The sequence below is a fragment of the Kocuria atrinae genome (assembly GCF_039531425.1).
GTDB lineage: Bacteria > Actinomycetota > Actinomycetes > Actinomycetales > Micrococcaceae > Kocuria > Kocuria atrinae.
Window position 1 is genome coordinate 22,752 of record NZ_BAAAQA010000026.1, and the last position, 19,831, is coordinate 42,582.

19 protein-coding genes, 1 tRNA gene and 1 riboswitch are annotated in these 19,831 nt (G+C 63.0%); of the genes, 8 read left to right on the plus strand and 12 right to left on the minus strand.

The window, feature by feature from the left end; genetic code table 11:
* Positions 1 to 31 precede the first annotated feature (31 nt).
* Both ABD283_RS11895 and purU read left to right on the plus strand, forming a co-directional pair.
* Positions 32 to 1,204, plus strand: coding sequence for a VIT1/CCC1 transporter family protein (locus ABD283_RS11895; RefSeq protein WP_344225219.1), 1,173 nt, complete (start codon positions 32 to 34; stop codon positions 1,202 to 1,204).
* Between the two features lie 703 nt (positions 1,205 to 1,907).
* Positions 1,908 to 2,780: a formyltetrahydrofolate deformylase gene (gene purU / locus ABD283_RS11900; protein WP_344225220.1), complete on the plus strand. Its 873-nt coding sequence runs from the start codon at positions 1,908 to 1,910 to the stop codon at positions 2,778 to 2,780.
* 102 nt (positions 2,781 to 2,882) lie between these two features.
* Here purU and sucD read toward each other — a convergent pair whose 3' ends face one another.
* Both sucD and sucC read right to left on the minus strand, forming a co-directional pair.
* Positions 2,883 to 3,800, minus strand: a complete 918-nt coding sequence (sucD, locus tag ABD283_RS11905; protein ID WP_344225221.1) for a succinate--CoA ligase subunit alpha — start codon at positions 3,798 to 3,800, stop codon at positions 2,883 to 2,885.
* 32 nt (positions 3,801 to 3,832) lie between these two features.
* Positions 3,833 to 5,002, minus strand: coding sequence for an ADP-forming succinate--CoA ligase subunit beta (gene sucC, locus ABD283_RS11910; RefSeq protein ID WP_344225222.1), 1,170 nt, complete (start codon positions 5,000 to 5,002; stop codon positions 3,833 to 3,835).
* 227 nt (positions 5,003 to 5,229) lie between these two features.
* On the opposite strand from sucC, the gene ABD283_RS11915 reads away from it, so the two are divergent.
* On the plus strand, positions 5,230 to 5,964 hold the full coding sequence (locus ABD283_RS11915) for a hypothetical protein (RefSeq protein ID WP_344225223.1): 735 nt from the start codon (positions 5,230 to 5,232) through the stop codon (positions 5,962 to 5,964).
* Between the two features lie 21 nt (positions 5,965 to 5,985).
* Here ABD283_RS11915 and pcrA read toward each other — a convergent pair whose 3' ends face one another.
* Positions 5,986 to 8,439, minus strand: a complete 2,454-nt coding sequence (gene pcrA / locus ABD283_RS11920; protein ID WP_344225224.1) for a DNA helicase PcrA — start codon at positions 8,437 to 8,439, stop codon at positions 5,986 to 5,988.
* Positions 8,440 to 8,491: 52 nt separating this feature from the next.
* The gene (locus ABD283_RS11925; protein WP_344225225.1) at positions 8,492 to 9,223 is read right to left on the minus strand and encodes an NHL repeat-containing protein; all 732 of its coding nucleotides are present in this window, start codon (positions 9,221 to 9,223) and stop codon (positions 8,492 to 8,494) included.
* Positions 9,224 to 9,388: 165 nt separating this feature from the next.
* Here ABD283_RS11925 and ABD283_RS11930 point away from each other — a divergent pair, with 165 nt between their 5' ends.
* Entirely contained in the window at positions 9,389 to 10,084 is a 696-nt protein-coding gene (locus ABD283_RS11930; RefSeq protein WP_344225226.1) for a hypothetical protein, read from the plus strand.
* A 48-nt stretch (positions 10,085 to 10,132) separates the two neighbouring features.
* Here the strand turns inward: ABD283_RS11930 and ABD283_RS11935 are convergent.
* A tRNA-Arg gene (locus tag ABD283_RS11935) sits at positions 10,133 to 10,205 on the minus strand.
* Positions 10,206 to 10,268: 63 nt separating this feature from the next.
* Here ABD283_RS11935 and ABD283_RS11940 point away from each other — a divergent pair.
* Complete coding sequence (locus tag ABD283_RS11940; protein WP_344225227.1) at positions 10,269 to 11,159, plus strand: DUF4031 domain-containing protein; 891 nt, start codon at positions 10,269 to 10,271, stop codon at positions 11,157 to 11,159.
* Here ABD283_RS11940 and ABD283_RS11945 read toward each other — a convergent pair.
* The 4 genes from ABD283_RS11945 to ABD283_RS11960 all read right to left on the minus strand — a co-directional run bounded on the left by ABD283_RS11945 (position 11,130) and on the right by ABD283_RS11960 (position 14,923).
* Positions 11,130 to 11,408 carry a hypothetical protein gene (locus ABD283_RS11945; protein ID WP_344225228.1) on the minus strand — a complete coding sequence of 93 codons (279 nt, stop codon included), beginning with the start codon at positions 11,406 to 11,408 and terminating at the stop codon, positions 11,130 to 11,132. The two genes, ABD283_RS11940 and ABD283_RS11945, sit on opposite strands and share 30 nt — an antisense overlap.
* 212 nt (positions 11,409 to 11,620) lie before the next feature.
* A complete protein-coding gene (locus ABD283_RS11950) occupies positions 11,621 to 12,769 on the minus strand; it encodes an NlpC/P60 family protein (RefSeq protein WP_344225229.1) in 1,149 nt (382 codons plus the stop codon).
* A 242-nt stretch (positions 12,770 to 13,011) separates the two neighbouring features.
* Positions 13,012 to 13,704 (minus strand): C40 family peptidase, encoded by a 693-nt coding sequence (locus ABD283_RS11955; RefSeq protein ID WP_344225230.1) that lies wholly within the window; start codon positions 13,702 to 13,704, stop codon positions 13,012 to 13,014.
* Between the two features lie 5 nt (positions 13,705 to 13,709).
* Positions 13,710 to 13,867: riboswitch (cyclic di-AMP (ydaO/yuaA leader) on the minus strand.
* Positions 13,868 to 14,206: 339 nt separating this feature from the next.
* Positions 14,207 to 14,923, minus strand: coding sequence for a metal-dependent transcriptional regulator (locus ABD283_RS11960; protein WP_344225231.1), 717 nt, complete (start codon positions 14,921 to 14,923; stop codon positions 14,207 to 14,209).
* Between the two features lie 198 nt (positions 14,924 to 15,121).
* On the opposite strand from ABD283_RS11960, the gene serC reads away from it, so the two are divergent.
* Positions 15,122 to 16,243 carry a phosphoserine transaminase gene (gene serC, locus ABD283_RS11965; protein WP_344225274.1) on the plus strand — a complete coding sequence of 374 codons (1,122 nt, stop codon included), beginning with the start codon at positions 15,122 to 15,124 and terminating at the stop codon, positions 16,241 to 16,243.
* Between the two features lie 100 nt (positions 16,244 to 16,343).
* On the opposite strand, the gene ABD283_RS11970 is transcribed toward serC, so the two are convergent.
* The 3 genes from ABD283_RS11970 to ABD283_RS11980 all read right to left on the minus strand — a co-directional run bounded on the left by ABD283_RS11970 (position 16,344) and on the right by ABD283_RS11980 (position 18,623).
* Positions 16,344 to 17,573 carry an MFS transporter gene (locus ABD283_RS11970; RefSeq protein ID WP_344225232.1) on the minus strand — a complete coding sequence of 410 codons (1,230 nt, stop codon included), beginning with the start codon at positions 17,571 to 17,573 and terminating at the stop codon, positions 16,344 to 16,346.
* Between the two features lie 65 nt (positions 17,574 to 17,638).
* On the minus strand, positions 17,639 to 18,256 hold the full coding sequence (locus ABD283_RS11975) for a DUF3027 domain-containing protein (RefSeq protein WP_344225233.1): 618 nt from the start codon (positions 18,254 to 18,256) through the stop codon (positions 17,639 to 17,641).
* Positions 18,240 to 18,623, minus strand: coding sequence for a cold-shock protein (locus ABD283_RS11980; RefSeq protein WP_344225234.1), 384 nt, complete (start codon positions 18,621 to 18,623; stop codon positions 18,240 to 18,242). Before ABD283_RS11980 ends, ABD283_RS11975 begins: the two co-directional genes overlap by 17 nt.
* A 149-nt stretch (positions 18,624 to 18,772) precedes the next feature.
* On the opposite strand from ABD283_RS11980, the gene ABD283_RS11985 reads away from it, so the two are divergent.
* Both ABD283_RS11985 and ABD283_RS11990 read left to right on the plus strand, forming a co-directional pair.
* Positions 18,773 to 19,030 carry a hypothetical protein gene (locus tag ABD283_RS11985; RefSeq protein ID WP_344225235.1) on the plus strand — a complete coding sequence of 86 codons (258 nt, stop codon included), beginning with the start codon at positions 18,773 to 18,775 and terminating at the stop codon, positions 19,028 to 19,030.
* Positions 19,031 to 19,115: 85 nt separating this feature from the next.
* Entirely contained in the window at positions 19,116 to 19,829 is a 714-nt protein-coding gene (locus ABD283_RS11990) for a response regulator transcription factor (protein ID WP_344225236.1), read from the plus strand.
* The last annotated feature ends 2 nt before the right edge of the window (positions 19,830 to 19,831 follow it).

The window sequence follows — 19,831 nt, forward strand, 5'->3', positions numbered from 1 at the left end:
GATCGCGAGCCGCGGCGTAAGATCTTGCCCCATGGGATTTTCAGAATCGCCCCATTCAGCTCACACGCCATCCACCGAACCCACATCCGCGCAGATCCGCCGTTGGCGCCGCTACCTGGCCGACGAATTGGCAGAGGCGGCGATTTACCAGCATCTCGCCGACCACGCCCCCGGCCAACAAGGTGAGATTCTGCACCAGGTCGCCGTGGCGGAAGACCGGCACGCGGAGCACTGGCGCAGGCTTCTTGGCCCGCACGCGCAAAAATCCGCTCGGCCCTCCCTGCGATCCAGGGCGCTCATGTTCCTCGCCAAGCACTTCGGCACGGTCTTCGTCCTGGCCCTGTTGCAACGCGCCGAATCTCGATCCCCCTACCGCGAGGACCCGGACGCTTCAGAGGCGATGGCCGCCGACGAAGCCGTTCACGAGGAGATCATCCGCGCGCTGGCCACCGACGGACGCACCCGGCTGTCAGGTAACTTCCGCGCAGCAGTGTTCGGAGCCAATGACGGCCTGGTCTCCAACCTGGCTCTCATCATGGGTATCGGTGCCACGGGAGTCTCTTCCTCGATTGTCATGGTCTCCGGCATCGCCGGCTTACTGGCCGGGGCGCTATCCATGGGAGCCGGAGAATTCGTGTCGGTCCGTTCCCAGCGCGAGCTCCTGGATGCCTCACGCCCCACCCAGGTGACCCTGGAGGTCGCCCCTGAACTTGATCTCGATGCCAACGAGCTGACCCTGATCTACCGGGCTCGCGGAATGTCCGAGGAAGCTGCGGAACACCGCGCGGCAGAACGACTAGGACACTTCGATTGCGACTGCGACCCGTCCCTGTCCTTCCAGGACGCCAAGGCACGAGCGGCTCTTAATCGTGGCCAGGTCGAGGACACGGATGAGGAACCACGAGAATCGGATGAGAACCAGGCCCTCGGCACGGATCTGGGAGCAGCCGCATCCAGTTTCTGCTTCTTCGCCTCCGGTGCGATCATCCCCATCCTTCCGTACTTCCTGGGGCTGGGTGGCGGCACCGCATTGCTCGTGGGCATGTTCCTCGTCGGCCTCGCGCTACTGTTCACCGGCGGCTGCGTAGGCTTGCTCTCCGGTGCGTCCCCGCTCAAACGTGGGTTGAGGCAACTCGCCATCGGCTACGGCGCGGCCATCGCGACCTACCTCTTGGGGCTGGCATTTAATACCACTGTTGCATAATGGGATTCGGACAAGATGTCTGTTGAGCCTATTTACGAGACAGAAGCTTCTAAACGCGTCGATGACAACTGAGGGCGAATATGTCCTGTCCCCACTTCGGCCCACACATAGCACCGCCGTAATATGCAAAAGCATGCTCTGGTCTGGTTAAACTCCCTCGCCGGCCAACAACCATAGGCATTTCGCCTAGCCCGCCAATGGTTACGACTTGGTAACAAGTTCATTCCAACGTATTCATCGGTGGGGTCTAGAGGCCATGCGGTCTCCACAACACGATCGGCAGGTTACTGGCCACCGCACATTTCGGATATTCTTTGACCTGTGGTTCTCGAAACCACCACAACGGGAGACTTCGCACGGGATAAATCACCACACTTGCACTGGGGGGTGCTTTGTGGTCGATGCTCTGCGTCGATAGCCGCTCAGCCCACGGCTTCATCCCGTTGAGGCGTTTACGCCTGCCGGTGGCCGCTGGTTCTCTAACAGAGGCGCACCTCTCCCCGCGCCGGACGGGCTCCTACCGTCCGCTCCGGGGGCCACCGGTTGTAAACGCCCTCGCCTGTTTTCGGGTCATACCCCGTCACACGCGAGATATCGATCTCATCAGGCACCCCCACATGGCTCGGGACCCGAGCACCCGGCTAGGATCATCTACGGCCCTCATACGTGCCGTTTCCCGTGTTGTCCTAGGAGATCCCCGCTGATGTTCGCCCCGCTGTCCACTCCCGATGAGCACATCCTTACCGTCCACTGCCCCGAGGCTTACGGTTTGGTCAGTGCTGTGGCATCGAACCTGACCAATCAGGGGTGCGACATCTTTGATGTGAAGCACTTCTCCGACCGCCACAACAGCGAATTCTTCATTCGCTGTCACACCATGAGCGACCCGGGGACGGTTACCACGGAGTCCCTCATCGAGGGGTTCCAGCCGGTGGCCGATCAGCACCGCATGCGCTTCCGCTTGGTCAACGCCCGCAAGAAGACCCGGGTGCTCATCATGGTCTCCAAGATCTCCCACTGCCTCACCGATCTGCTGCATCGACAGCGGGTCAATTCGCTTCCCATCGAGATTGTTGCGGTGGTCTCCAATCACACGGACCTGCAGCCGCTCGTGGACTTCTACGGCATTCCGTTCCACCACATCCCGGTGACCAAGGAATCCAAGCCGAAAGCGGAGGCAGAGCTGCTGGAGCTCGTGGAGCACTACGACACCGAGCTGGTGGTGCTCGCCCGATACATGCAGATCCTTTCTGATGACCTGACCCGCGCCCTGTCCGGCAAGTGCATCAATATCCACCACTCGTTCCTGCCCTCGTTCAAGGGCGCCAAGCCGTACCACCAGGCGTATGACCGCGGCGTGAAGATGGTGGGTGCCACTGCCCACTACGTGACGTCGGATCTGGACGAAGGCCCCATCATTGCCCAGCGGGTGATTCCCGTGGACCACGCGCACACACCCAGCGACCTGGTGGCCGTCGGTTCCGACGCCGAAACGCAGGCCCTGTCCCGCGCCGTGAAATGGCACGCCGAAGGCCGCGTGGTGATCTCCGGTAACCGGACCATCGTGCTCGCCTGACCTACCGCTCCCAAGCCTTTAACGCGCCGACGCCGCTCCCCCACCGAAGTGGGCGAGCGGCGTCGGCATTCGTACGTGCCGGTTCAACCGGCCGCGCGCGACTTACTTGCCTTCGAAGATCTCGCGCATGAGCTGGGCGGTCTCGGAAGGAGTCTTACCCACCTTCACGCCGGCAGCCTCGAGAGCTTCCTTCTTAGCCTGTGCGGTTCCGGACGAGCCGGAGACGATGGCGCCCGCGTGGCCCATGGTCTTGCCCTCGGGAGCCGTGAAGCCCGCGACGTAGCCGACAACCGGCTTGGTCACGTTGGCCTTGATGAAGTCAGCGGCACGCTCCTCGGCGTCGCCACCGATCTCACCGATCATCACGATGGCCTCGGTCTCCGGATCAGCTTCGAACGCTTCCAGAGCGTCGATGTGCGTGGTACCGATGACCGGGTCACCGCCGATGCCGATCGCGGTGGTGAAGCCCAGATCGCGCAGCTCGTACATCATCTGGTAGGTCAGGGTGCCGGACTTGGAGACCAGGCCCAGCTTGCCCTTGCCGGTGATGTTGGCCGGGGTGATGCCCAGCAGGGACTCCTCGGGGGAGATGATGCCCGGGCAGTTGGGGCCGATGATGCGGGACTTGGGCTTGCCGTCCGCACCGGTGTTGGCCTTGGCGTGGGCCCAGAACTCAGCGGAGTCCTGAACCGGGATGCCCTCGGTGATCACAACGATGAGCGGGACCTCGGCGTCAATGGCCTCGATCACGGCGTCCTTGCAGAAGGCCGGGGGCACGAACACGATGGACGCGTTGGCGCCGGTCTCGGACACTGCTTCGGACACAGAGCCGAAAACGGGCAGTTCTACGTCCTGGCCGTCCTTGCTCTTGTGCTGCACCGTGGTGCCGGCCTTGCGGGCGTTCACACCGCCGAGCACCTGGGTGCCGGCAGCGAGCATACGGGCGGTGTGCTTGGTGCCTTCGCCGCCGGTGATGCCCTGAACGATGACCTTGGAGTCTTTGTTCAAAAAGATCGACATGTCTTCTTCCTGATAGATCTACGCGTGGGCGATTACTTGGCGGAGTGGGCCAGCTCGGCGGCCTTGTCGGCGCCGGAGTCCATGGTTTCCGCGGAGGTGACCAACGGGTGGTTGGCATCGCTAAGAATCTGACGCCCCTCATCCACGTTGTTGCCGTCCAACCGCACCACGATGGGCTTGGTGGCGGAGTCACCCAGGATTTCCAGGGCCTTCACGATGCCGTTGGCCACCGCGTCACACGCGGTGATGCCGCCGAACACGTTCACGAACACGGACTTGACCTGGGGGTCGTTGAGGATGACGTCCAGGCCGGCGGCCATGACCTCTGCGGATGCGCCACCGCCGATGTCGAGGAAGTTGGCGGGCTTCACGTTGCCGTGCTTCTCGCCGGCGTAAGCCACAACGTCCAGGGTCGACATCACGAGACCGGCACCGTTGCCGATGATTCCCACTTCGCCGTCGAGCTTGACGTAGTTGAGGTCGTTCTCCTTGGCCTTCTCCTCAAGAGGATCGGCAGAAGACTTGTCGGCCAGACCAGCGTGGTCCTCGTGACGGAACTCGGCGTTGTCATCCAGGGAGACCTTGCCGTCGAGAGCCAGTACATCGCCGTTACCGGTCTTGACCAGCGGGTTGACCTCCACCAGGGTGGCGTCTTCCTTCGCGTAGACCTCGCCCAGCTTCACGAGCACGGGCACGATCTTCTCTGCGGTTTCGGTATCGAACTTGGCCTGCTCCACGATCTCGCGGGCCTTGGCCTCGGTAATGCCTTCCGCCGGGTCCACGTCCACGCGGGCCAGGGCCTCGGGACGCTCGACGGCCAGCTGCTCGATCTCCACGCCGCCTTCGACGGAGCACATGGCAAGGTAGGAGCGGTTGGCGCGATCCAACAGCACCGAGAAGTAGTACTCCTCGGCGATGTCCGCACCCTCAGCGATCATGACGCGGTGAACGGTGTGGCCCTTGATGTCCATGCCGAGGATGTCCTTGGCGTACTGGTAGGCCTCATCGGCAGTCTTGGCGACCTTCACACCGCCGGCCTTGCCACGACCGCCGACCTTGACCTGTGCCTTGACGACGGTCACGCCGCCGATCTTCTCTGCTGCTGCCTTGGCTTCTTCGGGGGTGGTGGCGACAATGCCGGCCAGCACGGGAACACCGTGCTTTTCGAACAGGTCGCGTGCCTGGTACTCAAACAGGTCCACGGATAAGTGTCCTTTGCGTCGAGGTGGTGTGTCGAACTGCCCAAGCATTGAGCTTCAGCAGGACGACCTGATAGATCGGGTAGGCCGCGAAAATTGCACGGCAATACTGCCCTTACTGTGATTTTAGTCCATGGAGTGGATAACTCGCGTCACAGTCCGGTAGATGCAAAGGTCACCACCCCATGCAATTCGTTGATTGGGTCCTTATTACTGGTTGACTGGTGGCCATGCGTAGCGTGGAACTTGCCGATGTATGGGATGCCCGCCCAGCCGACCGGGGGTTCATGACCGCTCTGGCCACCATGTCCTTTGTGGGTCTGGGCCTCGAGCTCGTGGTCGATGGTTCGGTGCTCACGGTCACCGGCGACATTCCCACCTATTACCCCTTGGCTCTGCAGATTCTTTTCTGGGTGGGATTGGGGCTGGCCTGGTTCGTCCTGGCACGCCTGTTGCTCGCATGGTCCCGGCGACGTGGTTTGGATCCACTGCCCTCGGAGTTCGCCTCACCCCTGAGCCACCGGACGTGGTCCAAAGTTCTCGTGTGCTTCATTGCGGCAGTGCTTGCGGCCATCGTATTGCCGGTCTTCGTCACCGATTCGTGGAGCATGGCCCCGGTGCGCAACTACTGGGAGGTCTACGGCATGTACGGGCCCATTGCGTGGCTGCCCATGGTCGCCTGGCTGATTTATCACGTGGGTCGGGCGTGCCTGATCGCAAGCTTCTTGTCCTACGCCCATCGAGCCCTGCGGTTACGGTTTTCGTTCCCGGCCGCTCGTTACATTCCCTGGGGTGGCATTGTCACGGGTCTCGTGCTCGGGGCGGTCATGTTCCTGGCCCCGGGCGGGGCCGTGGCGCTGGCGACACTCATCAGCACGTTCCTGCTCGGAATCATCCATGTGCTCACGGGTGAGTCATTGCGCACCACGGCGGTGTTCACCGCGTTGGTGTTCCTGTTCCTCTGAGGTCGCCGTCTCGATCTCGGTTCAGGACACCTTGCTGATGGGGGCGTAACGGAGCAGAAGCCGCTTCTCCTCCGCACCGAAACGTACCTTGGCCACCGTCTTGTCGCCGCTGCCCTCCAGCGAGATCACGGAACCCCTACCGAACGCCGTGTGTTCCACGGCGTCTCCCACGGAGAGCGCCGGGATTTCTTTGCGCGGTTGCACCCGGCCCGCCGACGCCGCTCCAAGCCTCGAGAAGGACGCTCCCGATCCGGCACCGGCCGCCCAGGAGGATCCCCGCATGCTGTCCCGCCGGTCGCCGCCGGCGTGGATGGGTGATCCCCAGCCCATCCCGGAGGACGCCGAGCCCACCCGCTTCCATTCCAGCAGGTCCCCCGGGATCTCTTCCAGGAACGGGCTGGGCGGGTTGAATTGGGACTGACCCCACATGGAGCGCGATTCCGCCCGCGTGAGGTACAAGCGCTGTCTGGCGCGGGTAATACCCACGTAGGCCAGCCGACGTTCTTCTTCCATGCTGGAAGGATCCAGGAAACTGCGCTGGTGCGGGAAAATCCCGTGCTCCATGCCGGTGAGGAACACGACCGGGAATTCCAACCCCTTGGCGGTGTGGAGGGTCATCAGGGTCACGACCCCCTGTGAGCGGGCCTCCTCGACCTCCTTGGCGATCTGCTGCGCGCTGACCGACCCGTCGGCCGGCTCGGGCTGCTGTGGGATCTGATCCGCGTCCGCCACGAGGGCCACGTGTTCCAGGAACTCGCCCAGCCCGGACTCCGGGTTGTCCTTCTCGAATTCGCGGACCACCGCTACGAGCTCGGCCAGGTTTTCCACCCGGGATTCGTCCTGGGGATCGTTGGAGGAGCGCAGAGCCTCGAGATAACCGGACTGTTCAAGCACCGCTTCGAGCACGGTTGTGACGGAGGCGGTTCGGGACAGCTCCTCCAGGTCATCCATGAGCTGCACGAATTTCTCAACAGCGTTGGCCGAGCGTTTGGCCAGCCCGGGTGCCTCATCCAGGCGGTGCATGGCCTGGCTGAAACTGATGTTCTCCCGATCCGCGAGGGCTGCAATTGCCCCCTGAGCGCGGTCTCCGATGCCACGCTTGGGCTCGTTGATCACCCGCCGCACGTTGATGTCGTCAGCGGGGTTTGCAATGGCGCGCAGGTAAGAGATCACATCCTTGATCTCTTTGCGCTCGTAGAAGCGGGTTCCGCCGACCACCTTGTACGGCAGACCCACACGCATGAGAATCTCTTCCAGCGAGCGCGACTGTGCGTTGGTGCGGTAGAAGACCGCAACGTCCCCGGGACGCACACCGTGTTCATCCTGCAGCCGGTCGATCTCCTCGGAGATGAAGCGGGCTTCTTCGTGCTCGTTCTCCGCCGCGTAACCGATGATCGGGGCACCGCTGCCCTCCGCCGTCCAGAGTTTCTTGTCCCTCCGCCCGGAGTTCTGCGAGATCACCGAGTTGGCGGCGGAGAGGATGTTCTGGGTGGAGCGGTAGTTCTGTTCCAGCAGGATGGTTCGGGCGGAGGGGAAATCTCGTTCGAAGTTCGTGATGTTACGGATGTCCGCACCGCGGAACGCGTAAATGGACTGATCCGAATCACCCACGACCGTGAGTTCAGCCGGCGGAAGACCCGTTTCGTCACGGTAGTTTTCCGAGGAGCCGCCCACCAATTCACGCACCAGGGCGTACTGGGCGTGGTTGGTGTCCTGATACTCGTCCACCAGGATGTGCTTGAAGCGGCGTCGGTAGTAGTCCAGGACCTGGGGGAACGCACGGAACATGTGCACCGTTTCCCCGATGAGATCGTCGAAGTCCAGAGCATTGGCCGCACGCAGCCGCTGCATGTATCCGCGGTACACCTCGGCCACGGCCATCTCGAACGGGTCCGTGCTGTTGGCACGCGACAGGAATGTCTCGTCGTCCACGAGTTCGTTCTTCAGCGCGGAAATCTTGTGCTGGATCGCCTTGGGCGCAAAGCGCTTGGGGTCCAGCTCGTGTTGCTTGGCCACCTGCGTGATCAAACGCAACGAATCGGCGGCGTCGTAAATCGAGAAGTTGGAGGTGAGCCCCAAGGTCTTGGCCTCGCGGCGCAGAATTCGCACGCAGAGGGAGTGGAACGTGGAGATCCACATGGACCGGGCGGAGTCTCCCACAAGTTCTTCGATGCGCTCTCGCATCTCCGCGGCAGCTTTGTTGGTGAACGTGATCGCCAGGATTTCACCGCGATTGGCTCGTCCGGAGGCCAGCAGATAGGCGATCCGATGCGTCAGCACACGAGTCTTACCGGACCCCGCACCCGCCACGATCAACAGTGGCGACCCAGCGTGCTCCACCGCAGCACGTTGCGGTTCGTTGAGGCCGTCCACCAACTGCGCCGTTGAGGCACCCTGGTGCGCGGGTGTAGCGGGCGCCGCCGATGAACGCACTGAAGCGGCCGAAAGCAAAGGGTTGTCTGCGAGGTAATCCATGGTCCGCCCAGTGTATCCAGGCCATCAGACACCCATGACGCTCGGATTCAGCTCAAACGTACTTGGGTTCGAGCATGTGCCGGCCGTTGGCGTCGTCGACCCACAATTGTGAGTCCGCGACCGTCACCCGGACGGGTGCCTCGAGTTCGAAATCGTCGTCGTCGAACTCGTTGGGGTCCTGCTCGGGCCCTCCGTAGGTCGTGAACACTTCCATCTCGGTGAGGTCCAGGTGCCGGATGGCGTGGTTACCGGTGTCAGCCACCACGATCGAACCGTCGTAGAGAACCTGGAGGTCCTCCGGATGGTTCAACTGGGCCTCGTCCGCGGGACCGTCCTTGTATCCTGCGCCGTGGCGACCGATCACGGTTACCACCTGCGGGCCGCCATCGGGTCGGTCGGTGTCGATCTCGATGTAACGCAACGAGGACGACTCCTTGTCCACGAACCACAGCCGGCCGTCACCGGATTCGGTGATGGACACGGTGGAGGCGAACTTGGCCTGGGCGATGCGACCGTCGCGGCGGCCCTTCTCACCGGTACCCGCGTACTCCTGGAGAGTGTCGGTGTAGGCATCCCACCGGAAGAGCTGATGCCGGGAGGGAACAGCCACGATCACTGCAGACAGCTTGTGAGACCACACGATGTCCACGATCTCGGCCCCGTCCAGACACGAGCAGTCAATGCGCCGCCGCACCGTACTGTGATCGGTCTCGAACAGCGTGAGTTCTGACCCTTGATCGACTCGCATGAGGAACCCGTCAGGCAGGCCAATGGAAAGTTCCACAACCGTCACCATCCTTCCGCGGTGCCCGCGGGGGCACCTAGTGTCACCGGTATCTACCCGGTGTGTACCCGTAGTCACAAAGCCTACTCCGGCGGGGGCGGCCTGTCCCTGACTGCGGCGAACCACCGCGGATGCTGCGTAACGGGGATAATGAAAGCCATGGGTATGACCAATTCGCAAAAAGCCAAGAAATATGGCGCTTCCTCCGGTAAGGCCGGTGGCGCAGGTTCTTCCCCAGCACGGTCACCCCGCAGGGGTCAGCACGTCTACGAGATGCCGGACGGCGCGCTCAAGGCTGAGCCCGGTAAGTCGTCCTCCGCCTCGATCGTGGTGGGAGCAGCTCTCATCATCGGCATCGCGATCTGGGCCTATTACCACGCCGTGGTGCTGACAGGGTTCAGTGAGCGAGCGGCCGGCGGTATGGGCGTTCCGGAACTCCAGTTGGGCGGCTTCGATCAGCCGTACATCACGCAGTTCTCACAAGCTCTCGGTGACAGTGGACTCGGCGATTACACCGGCGTCCATGCCACCACCGGCCTGTTCGCACCCCTCTTGTTCGCACTGGGCATGCTGCTGTTCTTCGGGTTGAACACCCCCAAGCGAGCCCTCAAATGGCTGTTCTGGCTGGCCGCGCTGGCATACGCATTGGTTTTCGTCGTAGGGAACCGGGTTCTTGAGAGCGCCGTTGCTTCTCCCAACGACGCCGACCTGGTTGCCTCGGCTTCCGGTCTCGTGATCGCCCGCTGGGCGTTGCTCGCTGCGTTGGTTGTCGTGGCCCTGATCGTGAATATTATGATCGTGCGCCGCAAACTCAACGACTTTGCCGAGGGGAAACTTCCCGGCCAGCGGCCGCGCGAATAGGTTCCCTTGCGCAAAAAAGTCCCACCGGTTCCGGTGGGACTTTTTTCGTGCCCTCGATTGGATTCGAACCAACGACACCGGCTTTAGGAGAGCCGTGCTCTATCCCCTGAGCTACGAGGGCAACGAGAACATAGTTTATGCCGCGTGAACGCCCGCCGCGAGTCGAAAGCCCCACAATGGAACCATGACCTTGTTTATCGACCCTCCCCGGTGGCCCGCGCACGGAACAGTCTTCTCCCACCTGGTCTCCGACACGTCGGTGGCCGAGCTCCACGCGTTCGCGGCCACCCTCGAAATCTCCCCGCGCGCGTTCGACCTGGACCATTACGACGTCCCGGCCCACCGCCACGCGGACGCGGTGCGAGCCGGAGCGATTCCCGTTGACGGTAAAGAACTGGTCAAGATCCTCGTGGCCAGCGGTATGCGTGTGCCCGCGCGACGCCGCCCCAAACGGCTGGCATCAGCGCTGCACCAACGCTGGCACAGCACTTTTCCCGGTATGCCGTGGCTCAGTGAAGAGCTCGTGGAACGGTGGAGCGAGCCGCATCGCAGCTACCACGACCTCGGTCACTTACTGCGGGTACTCGAATCCATCGAGATTCTCACGGACCCGCGCGAGCATCCTGAGTTGATGGCTGCGGCGTGGTTCCACGACGCCGTTCATCAGGGGCAAGCGGGTACGGACGAACAGCAGTCCGCGGATCTGGCCAGGAACCGCCTGAGCATGGCCGGTTGGGACAGAGACCGCTGCCGACGTGTGGCGGAATTGATCCTGGTTACCATGGACCACAAACCTGATGGGCATGACGTTGAAGCGCAGGTCCTCGTGGACGCGGATCTATCGATCCTGGGCGCCGACAGCGAGACCTACGACGAGTACGCCCGCGATGTGCGCGACGAGTATCGTCATGTGCCGGATCATGAGTTCGCACCCGCGCGGGCCGAGATCCTTAAGCGGCTTCTGGCCAAACCGGTTCTCTTCCACACGGCACAAGGTGCCGCGCTGTGGGAGGAGCGGGCTCGTGACAATGTGAGCCGGGAGGTCTCAGCCCTGGAGGCGATCGCCGGCGCTTGAGTTCGAGGGGGCGGACGTTGCGGAAGTCTTGGAGCGGCGTCGTCGGTAGAGCAACGTGCCGACGACAAGACCGATCACGATGCCCACACCGCCGAATACCGAGAGCCACATGGCTGCGTGGCCCACGAACGCCGCCACGATGAACCCCACAATGATGCCGGGGATCGCACCGGCAACCATGCCGATGGCGAGGTACGTGAATTCCTGGTCCAGGGGCGTGCGCGCGGCACGTGAGTAATCAGTGGGCATGATTCCCATTTTAGGCCGATCCGCTGGGCACGGCGTGGCCGGCGTGACTCAATCAACATGTTCACAACGCAAAAACACACGAACCCCGTGGTCGGCGGGGTTCGTGTGTTCTTGCTGTTTTCTCATCGGGGCCGGGTACACAACCGGTCCCGACTCGAGGCGTGGTGCCCGTCAGAGACGGGAACCTACCGCGGAAAATTGAGTGTTTAGACTCAGCCCACGCGGATGTATTCGGGGCCGGAGCCCAGGTTTGCGGTGGTCTTCACGGTCTGGTTGCCGTTCCAACCACCGTGGATGGCCTGGCCGTTACCGGCGTAGATGGCAACGTGGGGCACACCGGCGCCAGCATCGGCGTAGTAGGCGATGTCGCCGGCCTGAGCCTCAGCGGCAGAAACCTGGGTGCCCAGGGACTTGTAGCTGGCGGGCGAGCCGTGGTGGTTGATGCCAACAGCCTTGAGGGAGTTGGTCACCAGCATGGTGCAGTCCTGGGTAACACCGATCTGACCCTCGGCAGCGCCCAGGATGGCCTGGCCCTTGCCGCTGGCAGAAGTGTTGGAGGACTGCGGTGCCACGGTGGCGGGCTTCTCAGCCGGAGCGGCGGGCGCAGCCGGAGCAGCAGGCTTGGGTGCCTCAGCGGCCGGAGCCGGAGCGGCGGGAGCCTGAGCAGCAGCCGGAGCGTTGTTGTTGGACGCGGGGGTCACAGCCGGGGCGGCGGGAGCCTGGTAGGCAACGCCGGCCTGCTGAGCTGCAGCAGCCTCGCGGGCCTGGGTCTCAGCGTTGGCGGGAGCTGCGTGGCGGCCCTGAGCAGCGGGAGCCTGAGCTGCGGGCGCCTCAGCGGCAGGAGCCTGAGCTGCGGGCGCCTCAGCGGCAGGAGCCTGGGCGGCCGGAGCAGCGGGAGCAACCGGGGTCACGTTCTCGGAAGCGGGAGCAACGTTGATGGAAGCAGCTTCTGCGGCGGGAGCCTCAGCAGCCGGTGCGACCTCAGCCTTGGGGGCCTCGGCGGCGGGAGCAACCTCGGAAGCGGGCACTGCCTCGACGACTGCCGGGGCAGCTTCAGCCTTAGGGGCAGCTTCAGCCTTAGGGGCAGCTTCAGCCTTGGGGGCAGCCTTCTCTTCCTTCTTCTCAGCCTTCTCGGCCTTGGAGGAATCGGACTTGGCGGCCGGCTCTGCGGTCACGGTCTGCTCGGCGGCGGGAGCCTCGGCCACAACGGCTGCGGGGCTCTCATCGGAGGCGTTCTGGGTTGCCTGCACGGACACGGTGGTGGCGAGAGCCAAACCGGAGAAAGCGGCAACGGCGGCCACGGTGCGGGCCTTACCGGCGAAGAGGCCGGCGCGGGTCTGGGTGTTCGTTTCGGGCGACATGAGTCAGAGTTCCTTACGCATTCGGGGACCGCCCACAGGCACGGGAGTGTGCTGATACTGGGCGTGTGGAGACACACGCATAGTGATCAAAGATGTGAGCGGTGGGGCACGAAGGTGCCGGGATCAAAGAAGAAGTGGGGTCAACTGGGGGGACCCGACTGACGGTGCGCTGGAAACCCACTCGCCCGTCAAGACACGCAGAACGCCGGGTGGCGATTGAATCGCCACCCGGCTCATGCGGATTAGCGTACGGAGTAGTAGCCGTCCAACTGCATAGCGTTCACGGAGTGAACCTGGGTGCCCTGAGATGCATTCAGAGCGGAGATCATCTGGCCGTTGCCGATGTAGATACCCACGTGGCCGCCGCCGTTCTGGGAGACCAAGTCACCCGGCTGCGGGGTGGAGGTGGGGGTGGCCGATGCGAACTGTGACCACGTGGTGCGGGGCAGGTCGATGCCGTGCTGAGCGTAAACCCACTGCACGAACGAGGAGCAGTCCCACTGACCGGGAACAGCGGGGCCACCGTAGACGTAGCCCTGTCCGACACCCTTGTACGCGGTGCCCACGATGCCGCCAGCGGAAGCGTTGGACTGGGTGGAAACGCCCGAGTCCTGCTGGGTGTTGCCGGAGGCCTGTGCCACGCCGCCGGTGGCGGGAGCAGCCGGGCCCTGCGCGGGAGCCGGAGCCTGCGTAGTAGCCGGAGCCTCGGTGGTCCAGGAGTAGGTGTAGCCACCCAGGGAATCGAGCGAGGACACGGACTGGTAGCCGTAAGAGGCGTTGCTGCCCAGATCGACGATGCCGCTGTTGGCCTGAGCCGGGGTAACGATGCCGGCCACTGCAACACCAGCAGCGGCTGCTGCGATGGAGGTGTTGCGGACTGCGTGCGAGTTGGTCTCGACGCGGTGGCGGGCAGAGTTCTTCTTAACAAAAGTCATTTCGGTTTTCCTCCCTGCGCCTACGAGGTGAGCTGTCGGGTTCGGATGGGAGACATCCGGCCGCACTTCAGCCAGTGGCTTCGGTGTGACTTAACCCCAAGGACCCAAGAATCTTGACGGGCCCGAAGTTGGTTCCCCCGCTTCTGCCAAGCGGATTGTGTGTACGGACCACATGCGATGGCAGAACTAGGCGGTACGCATGTGCGCGCCGATCCGACCAGCGATCGGCACGAGAAGAACAGTACATGACAGATAACGAAATTGTCACGTTTTGGTTACGGAAGGTCACGAAGCGAGTTCCGGCTTGGATCAATCAGGGGTGATTGAGTAACCAGTTTGACATAGCGAGTCCCCTGTTTCGCTGTGGAGCGAGGGTGCTCTCGGGCTAATTAACTCGCTTTGACCTGGAGAAACATTACCTACTTGCGGGTATGTGACACAGCTCACACATAGTACATGTCGTGATGATCCACACATCCGGGGACAAGCCCCTGGATCGTTATCAAACACGGTCCTGTTCGAGGTCCACGCGGATTGCCTTGGCGACCACGTGGTCCAGATCGACACTGTGTCCGCTCTCCGTGACAGTCACCAGAACGCGTTGCTCCCCGGTCTCCGACGGAGCGACCGTGACGCGCGCGCCATTCAAGACACCGGCCGAGCTGAGAGTTTCGATCAACTCCTGATCCGCCTGGATCACCTCGGGAAGCAACCTGACCGTGAACGAGGCATCTCGGTCTTGAACGGAAGCGTCCAGCAGGTTCATCCCCTTGAAGCTCTCGGCGCCCACCTGCGGACCCCCGATGGCGTCCATTCCGGGAATGGGCGTGCCGTACGGCGAGTAGCGGGGGCCGTCCAACAGGGCCATCAGGCGCCGCTCCACACGTTCACTCATCACGTGTTCCCACCGGCAGGCCTCCTCGTGCACGTAGGCCATGTCCAGGCCCACCACGTCTGCAAGCAGCCTTTCGGCCAAGCGGTGCTTGCGCATGACCTCGATGGCCTTGGCACGTCCGGTCTCCGTCAAGGACAGCGAGCGGTCCTTGAGAACCTCGAGCAACCCGTCCCGCTCCATGCGGGAAACGGTCTGGGAAACAGTGGGCCCGGAGTGCTGGAGGCGCTCCACGATGCGGGCTCGCATGGGCACAATGCCCTCTTCCTCGAGTTCGAGCACGGTGCGCAAATACATCTCGGTGGTGTCGATCAAATCGCCGCTCATGGTCCATCCTTCGAGAAAACTGGGGTGCGCGTTGAGTGGAAGCACTCTCATGCGGGTTTCGTGAATGATTCACGATAAGCATATCGGCCCCTGACGACAGGCATACCCGCTCCACCACACTGCCGCTCGTCCGGAGCTGAGGGGGCAGAATAGAGACTGCCTCAATGATCCACCATGCAAGGAGCATTCGTGTCCGAGATGCCTGTCATTCCCGCTTCCCTGTTGCCCACCGACGGGCGCTTCGGTGCGGGCCCGTCCCGTGTTCGGCCCGAGCAAGTCAGCGCGTTGGTCGATGCGGGTACATCCCTTCTGGGCACGTCGCACCGACAGGCTCCGGTGCGCAGTCTGGTCGGAGACATTCGCGAGGGCCTTGCGGAATTCTTCGGCCTTCCCGAGGGCTACGAAATCATTCTGGGCCTGGGCGGCGCGAGCACTTTCTGGGACAGCGCGGCCTTCAGCCTGGTCCGACGCCGCGCCCAGCACCTGTCATTCGGCGAGTTCGGTTCCAAATTCGCTCAGGTCACGGACAAGGCGCCCCACTTGGAGCGGTCGGAGATCTTCCGCGCGCAACCCGGCTCTCGCCCCGCCGGTCCCGAGCCACGAGAAGGCGTTGACGTCTACGCGTGGCCTCAGAACGAAACCTCGACCGGCGTGATCATGGACGTCACCCGCCCGTCAGGAACGGACCCTGATGCGCTCACGGTGATCGATGCGACGTCCGCGGCCGGCGGAATGCACGTGGACATCAACCACACCGATGTCTACTACTTCTCCCCGCAGAAGAACTTCGGCTCCGACGGCGGCGTGTGGTTCGCCGCCGTATCCCCTGCCGCCCTGGAGCGCATCGCCGAGATCTCCCGGTCGGACCGCTGGATCCCGGATGTCCTGTCCCTGGCCGCAGCGGTGGAGAATTCCCGCAAGAACCAGACCTACAACACCCCAGCGCTGGCCGGATTGGTGCTGCTTGACGAGCAGGTGCGCTGGCTCAATGGCAACGGCGGTATGCCGTGGGCGGCCGAGCGCACCGCCACCACGTCCTCCCTCGTCTATGACTGGGCTGAACGCACCACCGTGGCCACGCCGTTCGTGACCGATCCCGAGCACCGCTCCCCCGTGGTCTGCACTGTTGATTTCGACGACAGCGTGGACACGGCTCGCGTACTGTCCGTTCTACGTGCCAACGGCGTGGTGGATGTGGACCCGTACCGAAAGCTGGGCCGCAATCAGCTGCGCATCGCCACGTTCGCCTCCGTACCCGAAGCAGATATCCACGCGTTGCTCGCCTGCATCGATTGGACCCTGGAGAACGCCCTGTCCTGAAAACACTGGCTCGTCCTCACAAAGCGAGCGAGCCCTGGACAGGTGAGCGGGCGGCGTCGTGATTCACGACGCCGCCCGCTCTGGTTTTCGGAATACGCCTCTACTGAGCTGCCGACTCCCCTTGAACTCGGCCTTGGTCCCTGCGTAGCCGCCAGAAGAACCATGCTCCGATCGCCGCGCCGATCAGACCCGCAGCGACCGCCGAACCCATACCCCACCGGGCGCCCAGAGTGTCGGTGAGCCAACCGACCGCCGGCGCCCCAAAGGGCGTGCCGCCCATGAAGATGGCCATATAGAGACTCATCACTCGACCGCGCATCACCGGTGAAGTGGTGGACTGAACGTACGCGTTGGCCGTGGTCATGATGGTCATGGCGGAGACGCCGCTCGGAATGAGCCACAGCGCGAAAATCGCCAGGGACGGCGCCGTGGCTGCTCCCAGTGCCGAAAGCGCGAATGCGATGCACCCCGCGAACAAGAACCGCAGCCGGGCTCGCGCTCGCTTAGCTGCCAAGAGTGCGCCCGTGACCGTACCGACAGCAAGCATCGAATTGAGCACGCCGAACTCCTGCGATCCACGCCCGAACTCGGAACCGGCCATGGCAGCCAGGTACACGGCAAAGTTCATGCCAAAAGTACCGATCATGAAGATTGTGGCCATAACGGCAACAAGGTCCGGTCGGTGCACCACGTAGGCCATACCCTCCCGGATCTGCCCTCGACCGCGTTTCGTTTTGGGCATCAACCGAAGCTGGTTGTCATCAATGGCGAGGATGGCCGCGATCATGGCCGCAAACGTCACTGTGTTCAACAGGAAAACCCAGCCGGAACCAATGGCAGCGACAAGCACACCGGCCACAGCGGGACCGATCAACCGCGCTGAGTTGAATGAGGTGGAATTCAAGGCCACCGCGTTGGACAGGTAGCTGTCCGGAACCATTTCCGACACAAAGGTCTGACGCACCGGCGCGTCGAAGGTGGCCACGATGCCCAGCCCCAGGGCGAACGCGTAGACGGTGAACAGATCGGCCACACCGACTAGGACCAACAGCCCCAAGCCTGCCGCCAGCAGACCCATGAGCGATTGGGTCACCAGCAGAATTTTGCGGCGATCGTACCGATCGGCGGTCACACCCGCGTACGGGGCCAAAAGCAGCTGCGGGAGGAACTGCAACGCCATGACCACGCCCATTGCGGTGGCGTCATGGTCGGTCAGTTCGTCGAACACCAGCCACGACTGCGCCGTGCGCTGCATCCACGTGCCAATGTTCGACACCAATGCCCCGGTGAACCACAAGCGGTAATTGCGGATCCTCAGAGAACGAAACATCCCCGTCCCCGGCGTTTCCGCGGGGCCGGGGCGTTCGTTGGCTTCATCGGCAGTGGAAGGGCGTTTTACGATGACGCCTCGTTCTGATTATCGGTGCCAGACTCTGGAGCTTCCTTCCGGTCGGGAGTGCCACCGTTGGTGGCCGGCTCGGCGTCGGCCTCGGCGGTGTGCGTTTCCGAGTCCGAAGTCTCGGAAGCATCGTCTGACCCGGAGGACTCAGAACTTGTGGCCGTCTCGTGCTCGCCCTGCGGGTCCTTGTCCGCTTTGCCTTCATCGTGGTTCTGTTCATTGACCGCCTGCATGCGTTCCTCCCACGGAACCCACTCCGGAGCCAAGAGCGATTTCTCTCCGGCCAACAAACCGACCTCGCACACGGTCACCAGTTTGGTCCGTGGCGCCCTCGCAACGGTGGCGAACCATGTCCACCCCGGGTAGCCGGCCATGGTGCAGGCGAACAGGTGGGTCAGCAAACGATCTTCATGAACGTCAATACCCACGTGCTCGCCCACGTTGTCCGCCCCGGCCGATTCCACAACGGCCTGGCGGGCCAGGTCCACAGCCTGTGCGAGCGTGGCGTCCTGTTTCGGCGCGCGACGCCGCACAGTGGCTGCCGCAGCCGACTGTCGCGCTTCATCGCCGGTGGCTTCGGACTGAAGTGTGGTCTCCTCAGACATCAAGCTCATCCGCCACGGTTCGCAGGATGGAGGCGATCTTTTGACCATGGGCACGATCCGGGTAGCGACCCTTGCGCAAGCCGTTGGACATGTCGTCCAGCAGGCGGATCAGGTCCTCCGTCAGGACGGCCATTTCTTCCGCCGGTTTGCGGGTGTTGCGAGCCACCGAGGGCGGCTTGCCAATGAGGGTGGCGGACAATGCCTGAGCACCGCGACGCCCAGCTGCTATGCCGAAATCCATACGGGTCCCCGGTTTTACCGTGGTGACGCCTTGGGGCAGGGCGGAGGAATGCAAGAACACTTCCTGCCCATCATCCGTTGCCAGGAATCCGAAACCCTTCTCGGCATCGAACCACTTGACTTTGCCCGTGGGCACGCGGATCACCTCAGTTTCTCTTGTTGCGCTCCGACCCTGTGGGCTGGGGCGTTCATATGTCTTCTAAGAACTCTTGAGTCTACCGCTCCGGCGCGCGACGAGGAGCGCTGTTCACCCAACGCGTGAGTGGACTTGGTACCTTAACGATCATGTCTGATCCCGCGCGCCCAGAACCCTCCCGCCCATCCCGATCGCCGTCCAAGGGCAAGGTCTCCGTGCTCGGGATGATTGCCCTGGTCCTGGCCGTCCTGAGTTCGCTGTCACTCATCGTGGTGCTTGTAGCGGCTCTCATGGGACACGTCGTCTGGGGCGGTTTCACAATCTTTCCGGCCATTTTCTTCCCTGTCGCGTTCATGCTCATGTGCATCGAGCTGGCCCGCACAGCCCTGAGGCGACGCCGCCGCTGAACCCGCCCGAACGACGTCGGACCCGTCCAGAAAACAACTGGAATTGCCTCAGTCTGCGTTCAGGAAACTCCGAGACACTGGGCTGGTGAACGATAATACTTCTGAGGCCAAACTGCTCGTCGTGGACGACGAACCCAACATCCTTGAGCTGCTGGCAACGTCACTGCGCTTCGCCGGCTTCGAGGTGGTGACCGCGGCCAATGGGCGTGACGCGCTCCTCAAGGCCGAGGCCGAGAACCCGGACCTCGCCGTACTGGACGTCATGCTCCCGGACATGGATGGATTCTCTGTGACCCGCAAGCTGCGCGCTGCCGGCCGGCATTTTCCCATCCTGTTCCTCACGGCCAAGGATGACACCGATGACAAGGTCACTGGTCTCACCGTGGGTGGCGACGACTACGTGACCAAGCCCTTCAGCCTGGACGAAGTAGTGGCCCGCATCCGCGCCGTCCTGCGCCGCACCCAGCCTCTGGAGGAAGAGGATTCGCGGCTGCATGTGGATGATCTGGTGCTCGATGACGACGCCCACGAGGTTTTCCGCGGCGACCGGGAGATCGACCTCTCCCCCACCGAGTTCAAGCTCCTGCGTTACCTGATGCTGAACCCCAATCGCGTGCTCTCCAAGGCACAAATCCTGGATCACGTGTGGGAATACGACTTCAACGGGGATGCCTCCATCGTGGAGTCCTACATCTCCTACCTGCGCCGCAAGATCGACAACGATCCTGAACAAGCACCGTTGATCCACACCAAGCGTGGTGTGGGATACCTGCTGCGCTCGTCCGACAAGCGCCACTGATC